Below are 16,528 nucleotides of genomic sequence, written 5' to 3'. Positions count from 1 at the left end.
CGGATGCTGTCTAACTCGCGATAGGGGTAGTTGCGGGTCTGCACACTTGACCGTTCCTGCATCATGATACTGCAACGTCATTCCGCAACGTCAGCCGGATGGATCGGCTGCGGATTTCCGCGCAAAAGGTTCCACGGTTCCACACGTTGCATGAATGACCGTTTGTGCGACGCCTAATGCAGGCCGTGGTGATCTACGCCGTCACGGCAGTCTGTGGATTCCATTTGAATCGTCACGTGAGTGATCTTGAATTGGCGGGAAAGCGTTGCTGCTACCTGTTGGCGCACGTCATCGGCGCTAGCGCCATCCGTAACGATGACGTGCACTGATAGTGAAGGCAGATCGCTCGTCAGCGCCCAGACGTGCAGATCGTGGAGGTCGGCAACGTGAGGCGTCGCTTTAATGCCCGAGGCAATCGCTTCGAGGTCAAGTCCATCCGGGACGCCTTCCAACAGAACGTTCATGGTCTCGCTAAAGAGCTGCCAAGTTCGCGGCAGCACCCACAATCCAATTGCCACAGCGACAACCGGATCAACCCAACGCCAATCGGTGAACCAGATGATCGTTGCAGCGGCCATGACACCAATCGAGCCGAGCATGTCGCTCCAGACTTCCAGATAGGCACCTTTGACGTTTAAGCTCGATTGCGCGTTGCCTGCCAGCAGCCGCATGGCGGCAAGGTTCACGAGAAGTCCGAGGAACGCCACCACGAGCATTGGTATAGACTGGACTTCTGTTGGGGCGAGAACCCGCTGGTAGGCTTCATACAGAATGTACGCAGCCACACCGAACAGCAGCATCGCGTTGAAGGCTGCGGCCAGAATCTCGAAGCGGCGGTAGCCGAAGGTCCGCCGGCTGTCGGCAGGCCGTTCGCCGACCTTAATGGCGGCGAGCGCAATTGCGAGCCCGGCCGTGTCGGTCAGCATGTGAGCGGCATCGGAAATGAGCGCCAGGCTGCCGGTCAAGATACCGGCCACCACCTCAACGACCAGGAACGTCCCGGTCAGCGCCAGGGCTTTGGTCAGCGCAGACGCGCTGGATGACGTATGCCCGTGATCGTGACCGGCGCCCATATGATCTCCTCGTTACAGAAATATAACTGATGTGCAAACAGGCAACACTCGCTCTGCCGGATTTCCATGCAGCAGAAAATCGTGATAGTGCTTCTTAGTGAGGAGAATATAACCACATCATGCGACGCGTCTTAACCGCTCTGCTGCTTGCGCTATTTATCCCGGCCACCCTGGTTGCCGGGTCGATGCGCCTGTGCATCGGCAACGACGGCCACCGGATGGTGGAGTTCGTCCACAGCTCCATGCACCACCAGAACGACCAAGTTGCTGACCTTGCGCATGAAAAGGCCTCGCAAACCGACAGTCTCAAGAACGGTCCGGATTGCGTCGATATTGCTCTTCAGGCAACAACAACAGTCACCTTCTCCTCGATCAAGAAGCAGTCGACCGATGACGGCGGTAATTCGCCGTTGCAAATCGCACCTATACCTCTCGCGTTCCAACCGGAGCAAATTCGTGTTGCTTCGAGCCGCTATGCTGTGCCGCATGTGTCCAGCGACCCGCGTCTTGACGCCCTGAGCACGGTTATCCTCCTCATTTAGCGCCTCCCGTCTGATCTTTGGCTGCGCACGTCGGCACACTCGCTGACGGCGCAAAACATGATTCGATGCCTGGGGGCCCTATGGCGAAATGTACGACATTTAATCTCTTGCTGGCTGTGGCACTGGCCACCGCTTGCTCGGGCTATAGCGCCACGGGCGAAGAACTTTCCGGCTGGAGCACGGAAACGGCAGTGTCCGGGGAAGCCGGACCGACGCTGTTTCCGTCTGTTAGCGCCACGTCGACCCTAAGCTATGAAAACCGGCTGACGCTTCGCGACGCAGTCAGCCGGACGTTGGCTTACAATCCTACGGTTCGCGCGGCCTACCACGAAATCCAGGCGCGTGATGGCGAAGCCTTTCAAGCCTCACGCCGGCCCAATCCGGAGTTGTTGCTGGAGGTCGAGAACTTCGGCGGCTCTAAGGATAAGCGCGACTTCGATGTCGCCGAAGAAACCGCGAGCCTGACCCAGCTCATTGAACTCGGTGGCAAGCGCTATGCGCGTTTGCAGGCCGCTCAGCTCGAAACGTCACTTGCCACGTGGGACTACGAGGGCATCCGCGTGCAGATGGCGACCTTGGCCGCCCAGTCCTTCGTGGACGTGCTCACCGCGCAAGAGCGGGTAAAGGTTTTGGGTGAGTTTGTCTCGATAGCGGAGAAGACACGCAAAAGCGTCGATGCCCGCGTCAAGGCCGGCAAGGCCAGCCCGATCGAGCTGGATCGTACTTTGGTAGCGGCGGCGCGAGCCAAGGCCCTTCAAGGTGCGGAGAAAGCCCGGCTGGATGCGGCCAAACGCAAACTTTCGACGCTGTGGGGCGCGCATGCGCCCGATTTCGGCGCTGCAGCTGGCCGGCTTGGCAACGATACCAGCGTGCCGTCCGTGGAAGCATTGAAAACCTTCCTCAATAGCAATCCAACGCTGGCGCGCTGGAGTGATGAGGTTGGCCGCCGTGCTGCCCAAGTGGATCTGGAGCATGCCAAATCCATCCCCGACCTTCGGGTTGGCGCCGGGGTCCGTCAGTTTAATGAGAACGACTCGACGGCGATCGTTGCGTCCGTCGCGATCCCGCTACCGATTTTTGATCGCAATGACGGCAACATTGCCGCCGCCGAAAGCCGGCTTGCGAAAGCCGAGACCGATGCGCTGGCTGTCCGCGATGAACTGCTGAGAGCCTTGATTGAGGCTGTTGGCGAGCTTGAAGTTGCGGCAACGCAGCTCAATGGATTGAAGCGCGACGTGCTGCCCGTCGCGCAGACGGCCTTTGATCGGACCAAGATCGGTTACGACGAAGGCAAGTTCGATCTTCTGAATGTTCTCGATGTTCAGCGCTCGGTGTTCGAGGTGCGGCTCGATCTGTTAAACGCCCGCGCCGACTACGAGAAGGCACGGGTCAAGGTCGAGGCCCTGATCGGGCGCGACATCAAGGAATTCCAGGAAAGCATTGCTAAATGAAGTTCACCCCGAAACTGACCCTGGCCTTTGCAGCAGCACTTTTGGGCTTGTTCGTGGCGTATCGCGAGACCAGCTCCATGTGCGGACCCGCGAAAGTGGATGCGCATGGCCATGGCCACGGTCATGGCGAGGAGCAAGACGCTGGTCATGCAGCCGAAGGCTTTGGCACGAAGGTCTGTGAGGACGGAGTTTTCCGGGCCGTTTGGGAATCGGTCTGGCCTTCCAGCGCAGAGATGGCGCCGGTTGCGAAAGCGGACGCCGACCATGGTAAAATGACTGCAAGCGAGAAGGGCACGGACGGTCATGCCCACGGTAAGGAGGCTGCCGGGGAAAAGGACGCGGATGGCCATGCCCACGGCAAGGAAGAAGGCGAATCTTCGGAAGGGCTGATCAAACTCAGTGCCGAGCAGATCAAGGCTGCAACGATCGAGATGCAGCCGGCGGCTTCCGGCAAGCTCAGTAAGGAGGTTGCTGCACCGGGCCGGATAACGATGAATGCCAACGCCCAGGCCCGGGTTGTACCCAAACTGACCGGTACCGTGGCGAGCGTTGATCGGCAACTTGGCGAAACCGTTGCTGTTGGCGATCTACTTGCCACGATCGACAGCCGCGAAATGGCCGATGCAAAGGCTGATTTTCTGGCGGCGTCGCGTACCGAGGAACTGGCGCGCTCAACTTATGAGCGGGAAGAGCGCCTGTGGAAGCAGAAGGTGACTGCGGAGCAGGAGTACCTCGCCGCCCGCAACGCCCATGCGGAAGCCAAAATCAGGCTCGATGTTGCCCATCAACGCCTGCACGCGATCGGACTCTCTGACGACGAAATAAAACGGCTGCCAAAGGTCGGCGATGAGAGCAGTTTTCGCATCTACGATCTGCGGGCGCCCATCGCCGGTCAGGTCACCGCGCGTGACCTGGTGCTCGGTCAGACTGTTGGAACCGACAAAGAGGTGTTCACGATCGCCGATCCGGCAAAGGTCTGGATTGAGCTGGCTGTCGCGCCCAATGACCTGCCGTTTGCCAAACAAGGTCAAACGATACGCGTGCAGTCGGGTACTAGGCAGGCAAGCGGAACGATCATTGCGCTCAGCCCGGTGATTGATCAGGAGACGCGCTCCGCCAAAGCAATTGCCGAGGTGGACAATGCAGCCGGCACATGGAAGCCCGGCGACTATGTGGATGCGCGCCTCATCGCGTCAGAGCAGGAGGTCGACATTCTGGTGCCCGCTGGCGCCATTCAGACGGTAAAGGGTTCCAAGGTGGTGTTCGTCAGCGAAAGCGGCGGTTTCCGTGCGCGGCCGGTGACAACGGGCCGCGAGGATTCGCGAAACGTCGAGATCGTGTCAGGGCTCGAATTCGGCGAGACCGTAGCCACCTCCAACACCTTCACGCTCAAGGCCGAGCTCGGCAAAGCCGAAGCCGAGCATGAGCATTGAGGGGAGGGAATCAGCCATGATTGAACGCATCCTCAGTTTCTCCCTCACGCACCGCGTGCTGGTGGTCTTGCTGGTCGCTGCCGCATCAGCATTCGGTCTCTATTCACTGCAACGGCTGCCGATCGACGCGGTGCCGGACATCACCAACAACCAGATTCAGATCAACACGGAAGCGGCGGCGCTGTCGCCCTTTGAAATCGAAAAGAACGTCACCTTCCCGATCGAAACGGCACTCGCGGGGATACCGGGGCTCTCCTACACGCGCTCGCTATCGCGCAACGGGTTTTCGCAGGTCACGGCGGTCTTTGAGGACAACGTCGACATCTACTTTGCGCGCTCCCAGGTTTCGGAGCGGATGAACCAGGCCAAAGCCAATCTGCCGGCGGGGGCTGAACCACGCATGGGTGCCGTTTCAACGGGCCTCGGCGAAATCTACATGTGGACCGTCCATTTCGAACATCCGCGCGGCAAGGGTGCTGAGGTCAAAGACGGCAAACCAGGCTGGCAGAGCGATGGCAGTTACTTGACGCCGGAAGGCCTGGTTCTGCGTAAGGACTTCGAATTTTCCATGTACCTGCGCACGGTGCAGGACTGGATCATCCGGCCCCAGCTTAAAGGCGTGACCGGCGTTGCCGAGGTGGATGCCATCGGCGGCTACGAGCAACAATACCAGGTACAGCCTGATCCGCAGAAGCTGTTGTCGCTAGGGCTGACGTTTAGCGACGTCATCACCGCGTTGGAGCGCAACAACACCAGCGTCGGTGCCGGATACATCGAGCAAAAGGGTGAATCCTACATCGTCCGGGCCGACGGGCGCCTCGAAACAGCGACCGACATCGGCAATGTTATCATCGCCAATCGCAACGGTGTGCCGGTTTACTTGAAAGACGTCGCAGAAGTTGGAATCGGCCGCGAACTTCGTACCGGTTCGGCCAGCGAGAACGGATATGAGGTGGTGGTCGGCACCACGATGATGCTGAAGGGCGGCAACAGCCGCATCGTTTCCGCCGCTGTTGACGAGAAGATCAAAACGATCTCCAAGTCACTGCCGCCGGATATCGCCATCAAGACGGTGCTTGACCGCACGGTTCTGGTTGATGCCACCGTCAAGACGGTGGCCAAAAACCTCGCGGAAGGCGCGCTGCTGGTTATCGTCGTGCTGTTTTTGATGCTCGGCAACCTGCGCGCCGCACTCATCACGGCGCTGGTCATTCCCATCACGATGCTTTTCACCACGGTCGGGATGGTGGAAGCCGGGATTTCCGCCAACCTCATGAGCCTTGGCGCACTCGACTTCGGGCTCATCGTCGACGGCGCGGTGATCATCACCGAAAACGCACTGCGCAGACTAGCCGAACGTCAGCACCACGAAGGCCGGCTGCTCAACGTCTCCGAGCGGCTGCATGAGGTGATGGTCGCCAGCAAGGAGATGATCCAGCCGTCGGTGTTCGGGCAAATCATCATCATCACCGTCTATCTGCCGCTCCTCACCTTCACAGGGGTAGAAGGCAAAATGTTCGAACCGATGGGGCTGACCGTCATCATCGCGCTGCTAGCAGCATTCGTCATGTCACTGACCTTCGTCCCGGCCATGATCGGACTGTTCGTAACCGGTCGCGTTGAAGAAAAGGAAAGCGCGATCATCCGCTATTCCAAGCGGGTTTACGAACCGGCGTTGCGCAACGCGCTGGCAGACACCACCAGCGTCATCTGGATGTCGGTCGCCTTTTTCGTGTTCTCGCTGTTCTTGTTCACGCGCCTTGGCCAGGAATTCATCCCGACATTGGATGAGAAGAACCTCGCCATGCATGCCATGCGCATTCCCTCAACGTCCCTCTCCCAGTCGCAGGACATGCAATTAAAGGTGGAGGCGACGGTTCGTGCATTCCCCGAAGTAGCGTTCGTATTCTCCAAGACCGGTACGGCGGAAATGGCATCGGACCCGATGCCGCCTCACGTCTCGGATACCTTCATCATCCTCAAACCTCAGTCGGATTGGCCAGATCCGAGCATGACCAAGGCTGAGCTGGTCGAAAAGATTGCGGCGGCTGTCGGCCTGCTGCCGGGCAACAACTACGAGTACACCCAGCCGATCCAAATGCGCTTCAATGAGCTGATCGCGGGTGTGCGCAGCGATGTGGCCGTCAAGGTGTTCGGTGACGACTTTGACGAGCTTGGGACCACGGCGACCAAGGTGGCCTCCGTGCTGCGGCAGGTGCCGGGCGCAGCCGACGTAAAGGTGGAACAGACCACGGGCTTGCCCATGTTGGACGTCAAGCTCGATAAGCAGGCCATCTCTCGTTACGGCCTTAACATCGGGGATGTTCTGGACGTCATCTCGATTGCGGTCGGCGGGCGCGAAGCGGGGCTTGTGTTCCAGGGCGACCGCCGCTTCGCCATTCTGGTGCGCCTGCCCGACCACTTGCGCGACAATCTCGAAACCCTGGAAAATCTGCCGGTTCCCGTACCGGATACCGACGGCGACGGCGCAAAGACATCATTCATCCCGCTCAAGACTCTGGCGCGGTTTGTGGTCGAGGAAGGCCCGAACCAGATCAGCCGCGAAAACGGCAAGCGCCGCGTGGTCGTTCAGGCGAACGTGCGCGGGCGTGACATCGGCTCTTTTGTCGAAGAGGCGCAGCGTCGCATTGATACCGAGGTTCAGGTGCCTCCAGGCAACTGGCTGGCCTGGGGCGGGCAGTTTGAAAACCTGCAAGCGGCCCGCAGCCGGTTGATGATCGTCGTACCGGCGTGCTTCTTCATCATCTTCCTGATGCTATTCACCGCATTCGGCAAAGTGCGCGAGGCACTACTGGTGTTCTCCGGCGTGCCGCTCGCGATTTCAGGCGGCATCCTCACGCTCTATCTCCGTGACATGCCCTTCTCGATTTCCGCCGCGGTCGGCTTCATCGCGCTGTCCGGCGTGGCCGTACTGAACGGTCTCGTAATGGTGACCTACATCAACCAGCTGAGGCTCAAGGGCATCCAAGGCGAACTGGCCATCATCGAAGGTGCGATGACCCGCCTCCGACCTGTTCTGATGACCGCGCTGGTCGCTTCGCTCGGCTTCGTTCCGATGGCGATCGCGACAGGAACGGGCGCCGAAGTTCAAAAGCCGCTGGCCACGGTCGTCATTGGCGGTCTGATCACCGCCACGCTGCTGACACTGATTGTGCTGCCGGCGCTCTACAAGCGCTTCTGCCTCAACGAAGAGTTCACCGCCGAAGCCGAACCAGAAACCCAAATTGCAAAGGAGCATGTCGCATGAGCACCATCCGAACAATCCTGGCTGCCGCAGCCGCTGTCGTCTTTGCCGTGTCGTCGCCTGTGATGGCCGAAGAGGGCCATGACCACGGCAAGGAACACGCGCACGGGAAGGACGAGGCCCACTTCAAGGTCACGCCACCAGCCAACGTCAAAGAGGCCTGGACGCTGATCACGGCGAAGTTGAGCGAAGCCGAGACGGCCATTGGCGGCAATAAACTGGCCGGGGCTCATGAAGCGGGTGAGCACATGGAAGCGGCGGTGCACACGCTGCAGGAGAAGTCGGACATGGTTGCCGACGGCTCGAAGACCAAGCTGACCTCTGCTCTCAAGCAGCTCGATAAGGCTGTTGACGAGCTACACCACGGCGCTGAGCACAACGAGGCTGATGCTGCCTCGACCGCGCTAACGAAGATCAAGGGACTTTTGCCGCTCGTCGAAGGTCTTTACCCGCCCGGCACCCTGAAATGACACCAGCGGCCCCGCAGGCCTGTTGACGATGGAGTGCGCGTTTCATGCCTCTTGCCCTGACGCCGAAGTGCTATTTGGCCGTCCTTTTCGCAGTCCTCATTTGCGCGACAGGCGCGTCTTTGGCGCGAGGGGCTCCGGCTGAACGCGGAGAGTCTGCTGAGGCCGCCGACTTCGCCACTATCCATGACCGTGCCGCAGCCGACTACATGCAGGGCGAACTGGACGATGCCTTGGCAGGCTTCAACGCCGCGATTGCACTTAATCCGGCTAGTGCCTTGGCCTATTACAACCGTGGCAATGTCCATTATGCGAAAGGCGACTACATCGCGGCCGTCCGAGATTTTACCGAGGCCCTGAAGATCAGCCCTGGACTACCCTACGCCAACATGAATCGTGGGAACGCGTTGTCCAACCTCGGGCGGCTTGATGAAGCCCTTAAGGACCTGGACGAAGCGGTTCGACTGCAGCCCGAAGTCAGCGACAGCTACTTCAACCGCGCGATCGTGCATGTGCGCCGCCGGGAACTTGAGCAGGCGCTTAGCGACTACGAAACAGCCATCGGCCGCGACGCCGAGGACCAGGAAGCGGCTGCGGCGCGACAGCGGTTGGTGGACCTGCTCGGTGGCGCCAGGGACGGCGGTCTGGCAACGGTCGACACCTCCAAAATTGCAACGGAGATTGCCCATGCGCGGCAAGTCGAGCACCTTCTGCGGCTGGTCGCAAAGACCTGTATCGCGCACGGCGATAGCCTGGAAGGCCTGAAGACCCTTGCCCTCGTTGGCAAATGGAAACCTGCTCCGAACGAAGACTTGACGCGCAGAAGCGGCGCTGCCCACATCGACGGGGGGTGGACGTTCCACGACAGGTTCGGTGCCTATGCGTTGGTCCATTCGGCAAGCAGCCACAAGCCACCAGTATACGTCTGCTCGCTCACCACCCAGTCCGTCAGCCTGCATCTCTTCGACGATGTAAAGGCCGGGTTTGAGGCGCGTTTTGGCGTGGCACCACACGACACGCCCACATGGCCGGGTCAGCAGGTGACGCGCTATCAACTGTCGAACGGTACTGGCAGCTTGTTCACTGCGCTGGCTTTTACGCCAAAACACGGCGCGCTGACCTTCCGCATTTATTTGGGCAATCCCTGAAAGGAGGTTACGCGACTGACAACCGTTACGGCAATCAAACGCGAAACAGGAGTATCTCTATGATCAAGCCAATCATCATCGCGATTGCGACGGCGTCGCTTTTTACAGCAGCGGCCTTTGCGGGCGAGGAGCACGGTCACTGCTCGGGCCCGTCCGTCTGTCAGGGCGATGCCGCGTGCGAAAAGCAGGGCTGGAAGGAACTGACTAAAGAAGAATGCGCGAAGATTGACGGCGCCACGTTTGAGGCATCGTCGCACGAAGGTGAAGACCACAAGGACGCCGATCACGACCACAAGAAGTGACAGCCAGCGCCAAAGGAGGAAGTGCCATGAGGAAGCAAAGTTTTGCAGTCATCCTCGCCGCTGCGCTTGCAGTATTCGGCGGGACCTCTGCCGCAACGGCTCTGGTTCCGGCCGGCAACGGTCGGATCGCTCTGTCCCAGACTAGCGCGTCCGATGTTCAACAGGTTCGCCATCGGCATCACGGTCATTGGCGGCATCACGGTCACCGCCGATGGGGCCACCATCATCGCCGCTCGTGGAGGCACCGCCATCGCAGTTATGGCTATTACGGATTCGTGCCGCGGATTTACGGCTGGGGCGGCGGTCATCACCATCATCACCACGGTCATCATTAAGCGAACGGGCGGCGGCGTGAGCCGCCGTCCTCGCCGGAGAAAAATCATGACTCGGCTTTACCTAGTTGCTTGCGTCGCCGCGCTGCTTGGTTTCAGCGCCACATCAGCAACGGCACATGTTGTGCCTTGGCGTGATGGAGAGTCTCGCATGAAAGGCTTTGGCCATTGCGCCAAAGGCCCGTGCATGAAGCGGTATGACTTCAGTTCGCGCAAGCCGCACCACCATCACGGAAACCAGGTCATGATGGGCTCCAACCGTCACACCGCGCAGTGCGGTTATGCTGTGAGATGAGCAAGTGACCAATATCGTGGAGACAGACTGTAACGAGCACGCGTGCGGCTGCCACAGTACGCCGAAGTTCGACGGTATGGATCGGCGATACATGCGGGTGCTGTGGGTCGTGATCGCCATCAATGCCGTGATGTTCGCGGTCGAAATGACGGCAGGGCAACTCGCCAGCTCGCAGGCGTTGCAGGCCGATGCCCTGGACTTCCTTGGCGATACGCTGACTTACGGCCTCAGTCTCGCCGTCATCGGTCGATCGCAGGCGCTGCGTTCTTCCGCAGCACTGGCGAAGGGCGTCAGCCTGCTCGGCATGGGGCTGCTTGTTTTTGGAACCACGCTGTATCAGGTTCTCGTCCTTGGAACGCCACGTGCTGAGATCATGGGAGGCATCGGATTTCTCGCGCTTGCCGCCAACGGCGCGAGCGTACTGTTACTGCTGCGCTACAAGGACGGCGATGCCAACGTGCGCTCGGTCTGGCTCTGCTCACGTAATGATGCTGTCGGCAATGTTGCGGTCATGCTCGCTGCTGCGGGCGTCTGGGTAACACAAAGCGCATGGCCTGATCTGGTGGTCGCAGGTCTGATGGCCGGGCTCTTTTTGAGTTCGTCTTTGCAGATCCTCCGGCAAGCCTGGTCTGAACGGCAACCGGCGGCTGCAGATGACCGAAATTTAACGGCATCTGAGGGCTCGTCGCGGTAATGTTGAAAATCCGGCCAGCCTGTGTCAGGATTCTCCCGTGAGAAAGCGCAGTTGCCATCGTTGGTTTGTTGTCCTCGGCATGCTTGCCATGCTCGGGGCGCTTGTCGCTATGCCGTTGACCAGCACGTTTGCAGTTGCGATGGCGGGGGCGACGCACGCTGATCAATTAAGCGCCGATGAAATGCCCTGCCACAAGCCGGCGAAGCCGTCGCCCTGTCCGGACTGCCCGCAAAAGGTATGTCCGGACATGGGCACATGCTTGGTGAAATGCTTCCAGCAACTTGTGCCGCCGCTTACGGGGGGGATGCCACTTGGGCTCCTGGTGGCCGCGAAGCTTGCGCCCGAGCCGTCGGCCGTTGCCGCCAGCTCCCTCGTGCCACCTCTTCTCCGCCCTCCCAGCGTCTGACCCGCGCCCTTTGGGCGTCATGACGGCTGCGGCATCTGCCGTGGCCGCTGAACGTGTCGGCCAATAACGGCCGTCGCGACGGTTCACGACAACAGGAGAAGTAGACATGAAGCGCACATCATTGTGCGCGGTTGCCTTGGGCACCGCGCTACTCACCACGATTGCCACATCGGCATTGGCGGATATCAGGGACTATGAGTTCCAGCTCGTTGAAAAGGAGCTGAAGCAGGGCGAGGCCGTTGTCTCGGTCAAGCTTGTGCACAAGCCCTCGGGCCGGGCCATTCGGGACGCCGTGATCTTCGCTAAGCGCATCGATATGGGGCCCGATAAAATGGAGGCGATGACCGCGCCGCTTGAGCCGGTCCCCTCCACCGAGCCTGGCGTCTATCGCTTCAAGACCGACTTGACGATGGCTGGGCAATGGGCGCTGTCGCTCGGCGCGAAAGTCCAGGGTGAAGAGGGAACGGTCGAGACCAAACTGATCCTCAAGGCAACGCCATGAGCCCGTTATCCAGGGGTATGGCGACCGTCGCGGCGCTTGTGGCCGCGATGGGAGCCGGGGTGTGGGCCGGCCAGCATGGCCTACTCACCCTGCCGTGGGCCGAGCCGCCCGCAGCGATGGATACTGCACACTCAACCAAGCCTTCCGGCGCGGTGATCTACTATCGCGACCCGGACATGCGGCCGTTCTATGCGCTCGTCCCCCGCAAGACCGACGACGGGCGGGACTATGTTCCGGTGCTGGCCAGCGAGGACGTCAGCTTCGATCCCAAGCCTCTGCCCGAGGCCGCATCCGGCGAGCGCAAGATCAAGTTCTACCGCAATCCGATGGGCCTGCCGGATACGTCGACCGTGCCGAAGAAGGACTCGATGGGGATGGACTACATCCCCGTCTATGACGGCGAGGAGTCGGACGATGGCTCGGTCACGGTATCTCCCGGTAAGCTGCAGCGGACCGGCGTCGAGACGACGCTCGTAGGTAGGCACGTACTCACACACACCATCAAAGCTCCAGGGGTTGTCGAGCTGGACGAGCGCCGCGTCGCTGTCGTTGCCCCGCGGTACGACGGATTCATTGCCAAAGTCGGCCCTGCAACAACGGCAACCCATGTAAGAAAGGGGGATGAACTCGTGACGCTGTTCAGCCAGGAAGTGGTCGGCTGGGCCGCCAATCTAAGCGTGGAGAATATTGGCGATCGGCGCAGTTCGCCGACGGCAGGTGATGGCAATGGCCGTAGCTTTGGTGCCGCTCGCCGCCTTGAGAACCTCGGGGTGCCGGCCGACTTCATCGAGATCATCCGCAAAACGGGTCAAGTACCCAACACCTTTGTGGTGAGAGCTCCGTTGGACGGGGTGGTTCTCGAACGCAATGCCGTCGATGGCCAGGCCTTCAAGTCCGGTGACGTTCTGTTCCGCATGGCCGATCATTCCGTGGTGTGGATGATGGCCGATTTATCGGAAGGCGACATCGATGCGATCGCCGTGGGTCAGGATGTTCAGGTCACGACGCGCGCAAGGCCTGGACGCATCTTCAAGGGAATAGTCGCGGTCATCTACCCGCATCTCATGAAAGAAACCCGCACGGCTCGGGTCCGCATCGAACTTGCCAATGCGGATCTCGCTCTATTGCCGGACATGTATGGCGACGTAGCCATTACGACCGGTGAACAAGATCCTGTCGTCGCGGTGCCAATAAGCGCCGTCATCGACAGCGGATCAAGGCAGGTCGTTCTCGTTGATCGCAGCGAAGGCCGATTCGAGCCTCGTGCTGTTAGGGTCGGCCGCAAAGGTGACGGTTACGCGGAGATTCTGGATGGCATAGCCGAAGGCGACCGTGTCGTAGTCAACGGCAACTTCCTCATCGACGCGGAAAGCAATCTTCAGGCGGCTCTCAAGCCCTTCGAACAGGCGACGGAGTCCAAACCATGATCGCCAGTCTCATCGCGTGGTCTGCCCGCAATCTCATGCTGGTCTTCATCTCCACTGCCTTCGCGGTCGTGGCGGGTGTGTGGGCGGTACGGACACTGCCTCTCGACGCCATCCCTGACCTCTCGGATACCCAGGTGATCGTCTACACTGAGTTTCCGGGGCAGGCGCCGGAAGTTGTTGAGGACCAGGTTACCTATCCCCTGACAACGTCGATGCTGACCGTGCCGCGCTCCAAGGTGGTACGCGGTTTCTCGTTCTTCGGCGTCTCCTTTGTCTACGTGATCTTCGAGGATGGCACCGATATCTACTGGGCACGCTCGCGCGTTCTCGAATACCTCAATGCCGCTGCAAAGCGGCTGCCGTCCGGCGTTACGCCGACACTGGGACCCGACGCAAGTGGGGTGGGCTGGGTATACCAGTATGCCGTGATCGGCAAAGACAAGTCGCTTGCGACGTTGCGCTCCCTGCAGGACTGGGAGGTTCGCTTCGGGCTCTCAAAGGCCGAGGGAGTTGCCGAAGTCGCGTCCGTGGGCGGCTTCGTCAAGCAGTACAACGTCGTCGTCGATCCTGGCCGGTTGCGCAGTCTCGGGATTCCGCTCGACAAGATCCGCGAGGTCATTCGCGGCAACAACATGGATGTCGGCGGCCGGACGCTGGAGCTGGCCGAGCATGAGTTCATGGTGCGGGGACGCGGATACCTCAAAGGCATTGCCGATATCGAAAGCATTGTGGTCAAGGCTGATGGCGGCACACCGGTACTTCTGAAGGACGTGGCGCGCGTTGAACTGGCCGGCGACGAGCGCCGCGGCATCACCGAATTGAATGGCGATGGGGAAGTCGCAAGCGGCATCGCCTTGCAACGCTCCGGCGCCAATGCGCTGACGGTCATCGACAACGTTAAGGCGCGCATTGAAGACATCATGCCGTCACTGCCCGAAGGCACGGAGATCGTGCCGGTTTACGACCGCTCGGAGCTGATCCATCGCGCCATTGCCACACTCAAGACCACGCTGATTGAAGAAAGCATCATCGTGGCGTTGGTGTGCATTGTGTTCCTGCTGCATGTGCGGAGCGCCCTGGTCGCCATTCTCATGCTGCCCGTGGGCATATTGCTGGCGTTTGTCGCCATGCGCATGCTCGGCCTGGGGTCCAACATCATGAGCCTTGGCGGCATTGCCATCGCAATCGGCGCGATGATTGATGCGGCGATCGTTATGATCGAGAACGCTCACAAGCATCTGGAGCGCGCTCCACCTGAAAAACCTCGGAATGAGATCCTGATCGAAGCAGCGTCGGAGGTCGGCCCTGCACTCTTCTTCTCGCTGCTCATCATCACCGTGTCGTTCCTGCCGATCTTCACGCTGGAAGCCCAGGAAGGTCGCTTATTCGGCCCGCTTGCGTTTACCAAGACCTTTGCGATGGCGGCAGCAGCCTTGCTGTCGGTGACGCTCGTTCCGGCGCTGATGATCCTGTTCGTACGTGGCCGCATCATTCCGGAAGCCAAGAATCCGCTCAATCGCGCGATGATTGCAGTCTACCGGCCGGTCATCCGTGGCGTGCTCAAAGCGAAGAAGTTGACCATTGCGCTGGCTGTGGCCGTGTTGGGGATTTCATTGTGGCCTGCCACGCAGGTCGGCAGCGAGTTCATGCCGAACCTGGACGAAGGCACGCTGATGTACATGCCGACGACGTTGCCGGGACTGTCGGTCACCAAATCCGCCGAACTGCTGCAGACCCAGGACCGCATCATCAAGTCGTTTCCGGAGGTCGTATCGGTCTATGGCAAGGCCGGCCGGGCGCAGACCGCGACCGATCCGGCGCCAATCGAGATGTTCGAGACGGTGATCAACCTGAAACCCAAGGAGGAGTGGCGGCCGGGCGTCACCACGGACACCCTGATTCAGGAAATGGACAAAGCACTGCAATTTCCTGGGGTCTCCAACGCCTGGACCATGCCGATCAAGGCGCGCATCGACATGCTTTCGACCGGCATCCGCACCCCTGTGGGCGTGAAGGTCATCGGAAAAGACCTGACCCAGATGGAGAAGGTCGCCCGCGAGGTCGAAACCGTCCTCAAATCGGTCCCAGGCACGTCCAGCGCCTATGCCGAACGCGTTGTCGGCGGATTCTATCTTGAAATCGCTCCGAACCGCGAACGCCTGGCGCGCTATGGACTGATGGTGTCCGATGTTCAGGATGTTGTCGCCATGGCTTTGGGTGCCGAGCCGATCACCACAACGGTAGAAGGTCGCGAAAGGTATACCGTCGCGATCCGCTATCCGCGTGACTTGCGCTCGGACCCACAAGCGATTGCCAAGGATGTGCTCGTATCCATGCCGGGCGGAGGCACGGTGCCGCTCGGCGAGGTGGCAGACATCCGGCGAACCCAGGGGCCGACCAGCATCCGCACCGAAAACGCCAAGCTCGCGACTTACATCTTTGTCGATATCCGGGACCGCGACCTCGGTGGCTATATTGCCGACGCGAAGAAGGCGGTGACGGACCAAGTCAAGCTGCCCGCCGGCACCTATCTGGTGTGGAGCGGCCAGTTCGAATACCTGGAACGCGCGGAAGCCAGGCTCAAGCTCGTGGTTCCGTTGACGCTGATGATTATCTTTCTGCTGCTTTACCTGAACTTCCGCCGCATCACTGAAACGCTTATCGTCATGCTGTCGCTGCCGTTCGCGCTCATTGGAGGCATGTGGATGATCTGGTGGCTCGGCTTCAACATGTCGGTCGCCGTAGCGGTCGGATTTATCGCTCTTGCGGGCGTGGCAGCCGAGACCGGGGTCATCATGCTGATCTACCTCGACCACGCCGTCGAGGAGATCAAGGTCAAGTGCCGGGCCGGAGGGAAGCCATTTACGCGCATTGATTTGAATGAGGCCATCATGATCGGAGCTGTCGAGCGCGTTCGCCCGAAGATGATGACGGTGGTGGCCATCATGGCGGGACTTCTGCCAATCCTTTGGAGCACTGGTACGGGCTCCGAGGTCATGCAGCGCATCGCCGTGCCGATGATCGGTGGCATGGTGTCATCCACGCTGCTGACGCTGGTCGTCATCCCGGCGATCTATGCGGTGGTAAAGGGCTGGCGGCTTTCATCTGCTCGTCAGCCCGAGGTGACAAGTGGTTTTGACTACAAAGAAGACCTAACGATGAAATCGTAACGGGTAATAGAAAAGGAAAAC

The 16,528-nt window shown here is 60.1% G+C and carries 13 protein-coding genes; 12 read left to right on the top strand and 1 reads right to left on the bottom strand.

Annotation, left to right across the window (positions count from 1 at the left end; genetic code table 11):
* Window positions 1-173: 173 nt before the first annotated feature.
* On the bottom strand, window positions 174-1,073 hold the full coding sequence (locus tag DLM45_RS01695) for a cation diffusion facilitator family transporter (RefSeq protein ID WP_181335272.1): 900 nt from the start codon (window positions 1,071-1,073) through the stop codon (window positions 174-176).
* Between the two features lie 119 nt (window positions 1,074-1,192).
* Between DLM45_RS01695 and DLM45_RS01690 the strand changes: the two genes are divergently transcribed.
* The 12 genes from DLM45_RS01690 to DLM45_RS01635 all read left to right on the top strand — a co-directional run bounded on the left by DLM45_RS01690 (window position 1,193) and on the right by DLM45_RS01635 (window position 16,507).
* The gene (locus DLM45_RS01690; RefSeq protein ID WP_181335271.1) at window positions 1,193-1,615 is read left to right on the top strand and encodes a hypothetical protein; all 423 of its coding nucleotides are present in this window, start codon (window positions 1,193-1,195) and stop codon (window positions 1,613-1,615) included.
* 80 nt (window positions 1,616-1,695) lie between these two features.
* Window positions 1,696-3,066 carry a TolC family protein gene (locus tag DLM45_RS01685; RefSeq protein WP_181335270.1) on the top strand — a complete coding sequence of 457 codons (1,371 nt, stop codon included), beginning with the start codon at window positions 1,696-1,698 and terminating at the stop codon, window positions 3,064-3,066.
* Entirely contained in the window at window positions 3,063-4,499 is a 1,437-nt protein-coding gene (locus tag DLM45_RS01680) for an efflux RND transporter periplasmic adaptor subunit (RefSeq protein ID WP_181335269.1), read from the top strand. Before DLM45_RS01685 ends, DLM45_RS01680 begins: the two co-directional genes overlap by 4 nt.
* Window positions 4,500-4,515: 16 nt before the next feature.
* Entirely contained in the window at window positions 4,516-7,767 is a 3,252-nt protein-coding gene (locus DLM45_RS01675) for an efflux RND transporter permease subunit (RefSeq protein ID WP_181335268.1), read from the top strand.
* Window positions 7,764-8,234, top strand: a complete 471-nt coding sequence (locus DLM45_RS01670) for a hypothetical protein (protein ID WP_181335267.1) — start codon at window positions 7,764-7,766, stop codon at window positions 8,232-8,234. Before DLM45_RS01675 ends, DLM45_RS01670 begins: the two co-directional genes overlap by 4 nt.
* 44 nt (window positions 8,235-8,278) lie before the next feature.
* Window positions 8,279-9,379 (top strand): tetratricopeptide repeat protein, encoded by a 1,101-nt coding sequence (locus tag DLM45_RS01665; RefSeq protein ID WP_210269773.1) that lies wholly within the window; start codon window positions 8,279-8,281, stop codon window positions 9,377-9,379.
* A 59-nt stretch (window positions 9,380-9,438) separates the two neighbouring features.
* On the top strand, window positions 9,439-9,681 hold the full coding sequence (locus DLM45_RS01660) for a hypothetical protein (protein WP_181335265.1): 243 nt from the start codon (window positions 9,439-9,441) through the stop codon (window positions 9,679-9,681).
* 42 nt (window positions 9,682-9,723) lie between these two features.
* Window positions 9,724-10,308, top strand: coding sequence for a hypothetical protein (locus tag DLM45_RS01655; RefSeq protein WP_210269772.1), 585 nt, complete (start codon window positions 9,724-9,726; stop codon window positions 10,306-10,308).
* A gap of 76 nt (window positions 10,309-10,384) precedes the next feature.
* Complete coding sequence (locus DLM45_RS01650) at window positions 10,385-11,002, top strand: cation efflux transmembrane domain-containing protein (protein WP_181338145.1); 618 nt, start codon at window positions 10,385-10,387, stop codon at window positions 11,000-11,002.
* Between the two features lie 512 nt (window positions 11,003-11,514).
* Window positions 11,515-11,910: a FixH family protein gene (locus DLM45_RS01645; protein WP_181335263.1), complete on the top strand. Its 396-nt coding sequence runs from the start codon at window positions 11,515-11,517 to the stop codon at window positions 11,908-11,910.
* A 17-nt stretch (window positions 11,911-11,927) separates the two neighbouring features.
* Window positions 11,928-13,337: an efflux RND transporter periplasmic adaptor subunit gene (locus DLM45_RS01640; protein WP_246317111.1), complete on the top strand. Its 1,410-nt coding sequence runs from the start codon at window positions 11,928-11,930 to the stop codon at window positions 13,335-13,337.
* A complete protein-coding gene (locus DLM45_RS01635; protein WP_181335261.1) occupies window positions 13,334-16,507 on the top strand; it encodes an efflux RND transporter permease subunit in 3,174 nt (1,057 codons plus the stop codon). Before DLM45_RS01640 ends, DLM45_RS01635 begins: the two co-directional genes overlap by 4 nt.
* Window positions 16,508-16,528 lie beyond the last annotated feature (21 nt).

The sequence above is a fragment of the Hyphomicrobium methylovorum genome (assembly GCF_013626205.1).
GTDB classification, from domain to species: domain Bacteria; phylum Pseudomonadota; class Alphaproteobacteria; order Rhizobiales; family Hyphomicrobiaceae; genus Hyphomicrobium_B; species Hyphomicrobium_B methylovorum.
This window is presented reverse-complemented; position numbering and strand designations above follow the sequence as displayed.

Excerpts from the sequence above, each read along its gene's own strand:
- DLM45_RS01695 (WP_181335272.1), bottom strand. The coding sequence starts at position 1,073 with ATGGGCGCCGGTCACGATCACGGGCATACGTCATCCAGCGCGTCTGCG.
- DLM45_RS01690 (WP_181335271.1), top strand. The coding sequence starts at position 1,193 with ATGCGACGCGTCTTAACCGCTCTGCTGCTTGCGCTATTTATCCCGGCC.
- DLM45_RS01685 (WP_181335270.1), top strand. The coding sequence starts at position 1,696 with ATGGCGAAATGTACGACATTTAATCTCTTGCTGGCTGTGGCACTGGCC.
- DLM45_RS01680 (WP_181335269.1), top strand. The coding sequence starts at position 3,063 with ATGAAGTTCACCCCGAAACTGACCCTGGCCTTTGCAGCAGCACTTTTG.
- DLM45_RS01675 (WP_181335268.1), top strand. The coding sequence starts at position 4,516 with ATGATTGAACGCATCCTCAGTTTCTCCCTCACGCACCGCGTGCTGGTG.
- DLM45_RS01670 (WP_181335267.1), top strand. The coding sequence starts at position 7,764 with ATGAGCACCATCCGAACAATCCTGGCTGCCGCAGCCGCTGTCGTCTTT.
- DLM45_RS01665 (WP_210269773.1), top strand. The coding sequence starts at position 8,279 with ATGCCTCTTGCCCTGACGCCGAAGTGCTATTTGGCCGTCCTTTTCGCA.
- DLM45_RS01660 (WP_181335265.1), top strand. The coding sequence starts at position 9,439 with ATGATCAAGCCAATCATCATCGCGATTGCGACGGCGTCGCTTTTTACA.
- DLM45_RS01650 (WP_181338145.1), top strand. The coding sequence starts at position 10,385 with ATGGATCGGCGATACATGCGGGTGCTGTGGGTCGTGATCGCCATCAAT.
- DLM45_RS01645 (WP_181335263.1), top strand. The coding sequence starts at position 11,515 with ATGAAGCGCACATCATTGTGCGCGGTTGCCTTGGGCACCGCGCTACTC.
- DLM45_RS01640 (WP_246317111.1), top strand. The coding sequence starts at position 11,928 with ATGGCGACCGTCGCGGCGCTTGTGGCCGCGATGGGAGCCGGGGTGTGG.
- DLM45_RS01635 (WP_181335261.1), top strand. The coding sequence starts at position 13,334 with ATGATCGCCAGTCTCATCGCGTGGTCTGCCCGCAATCTCATGCTGGTC.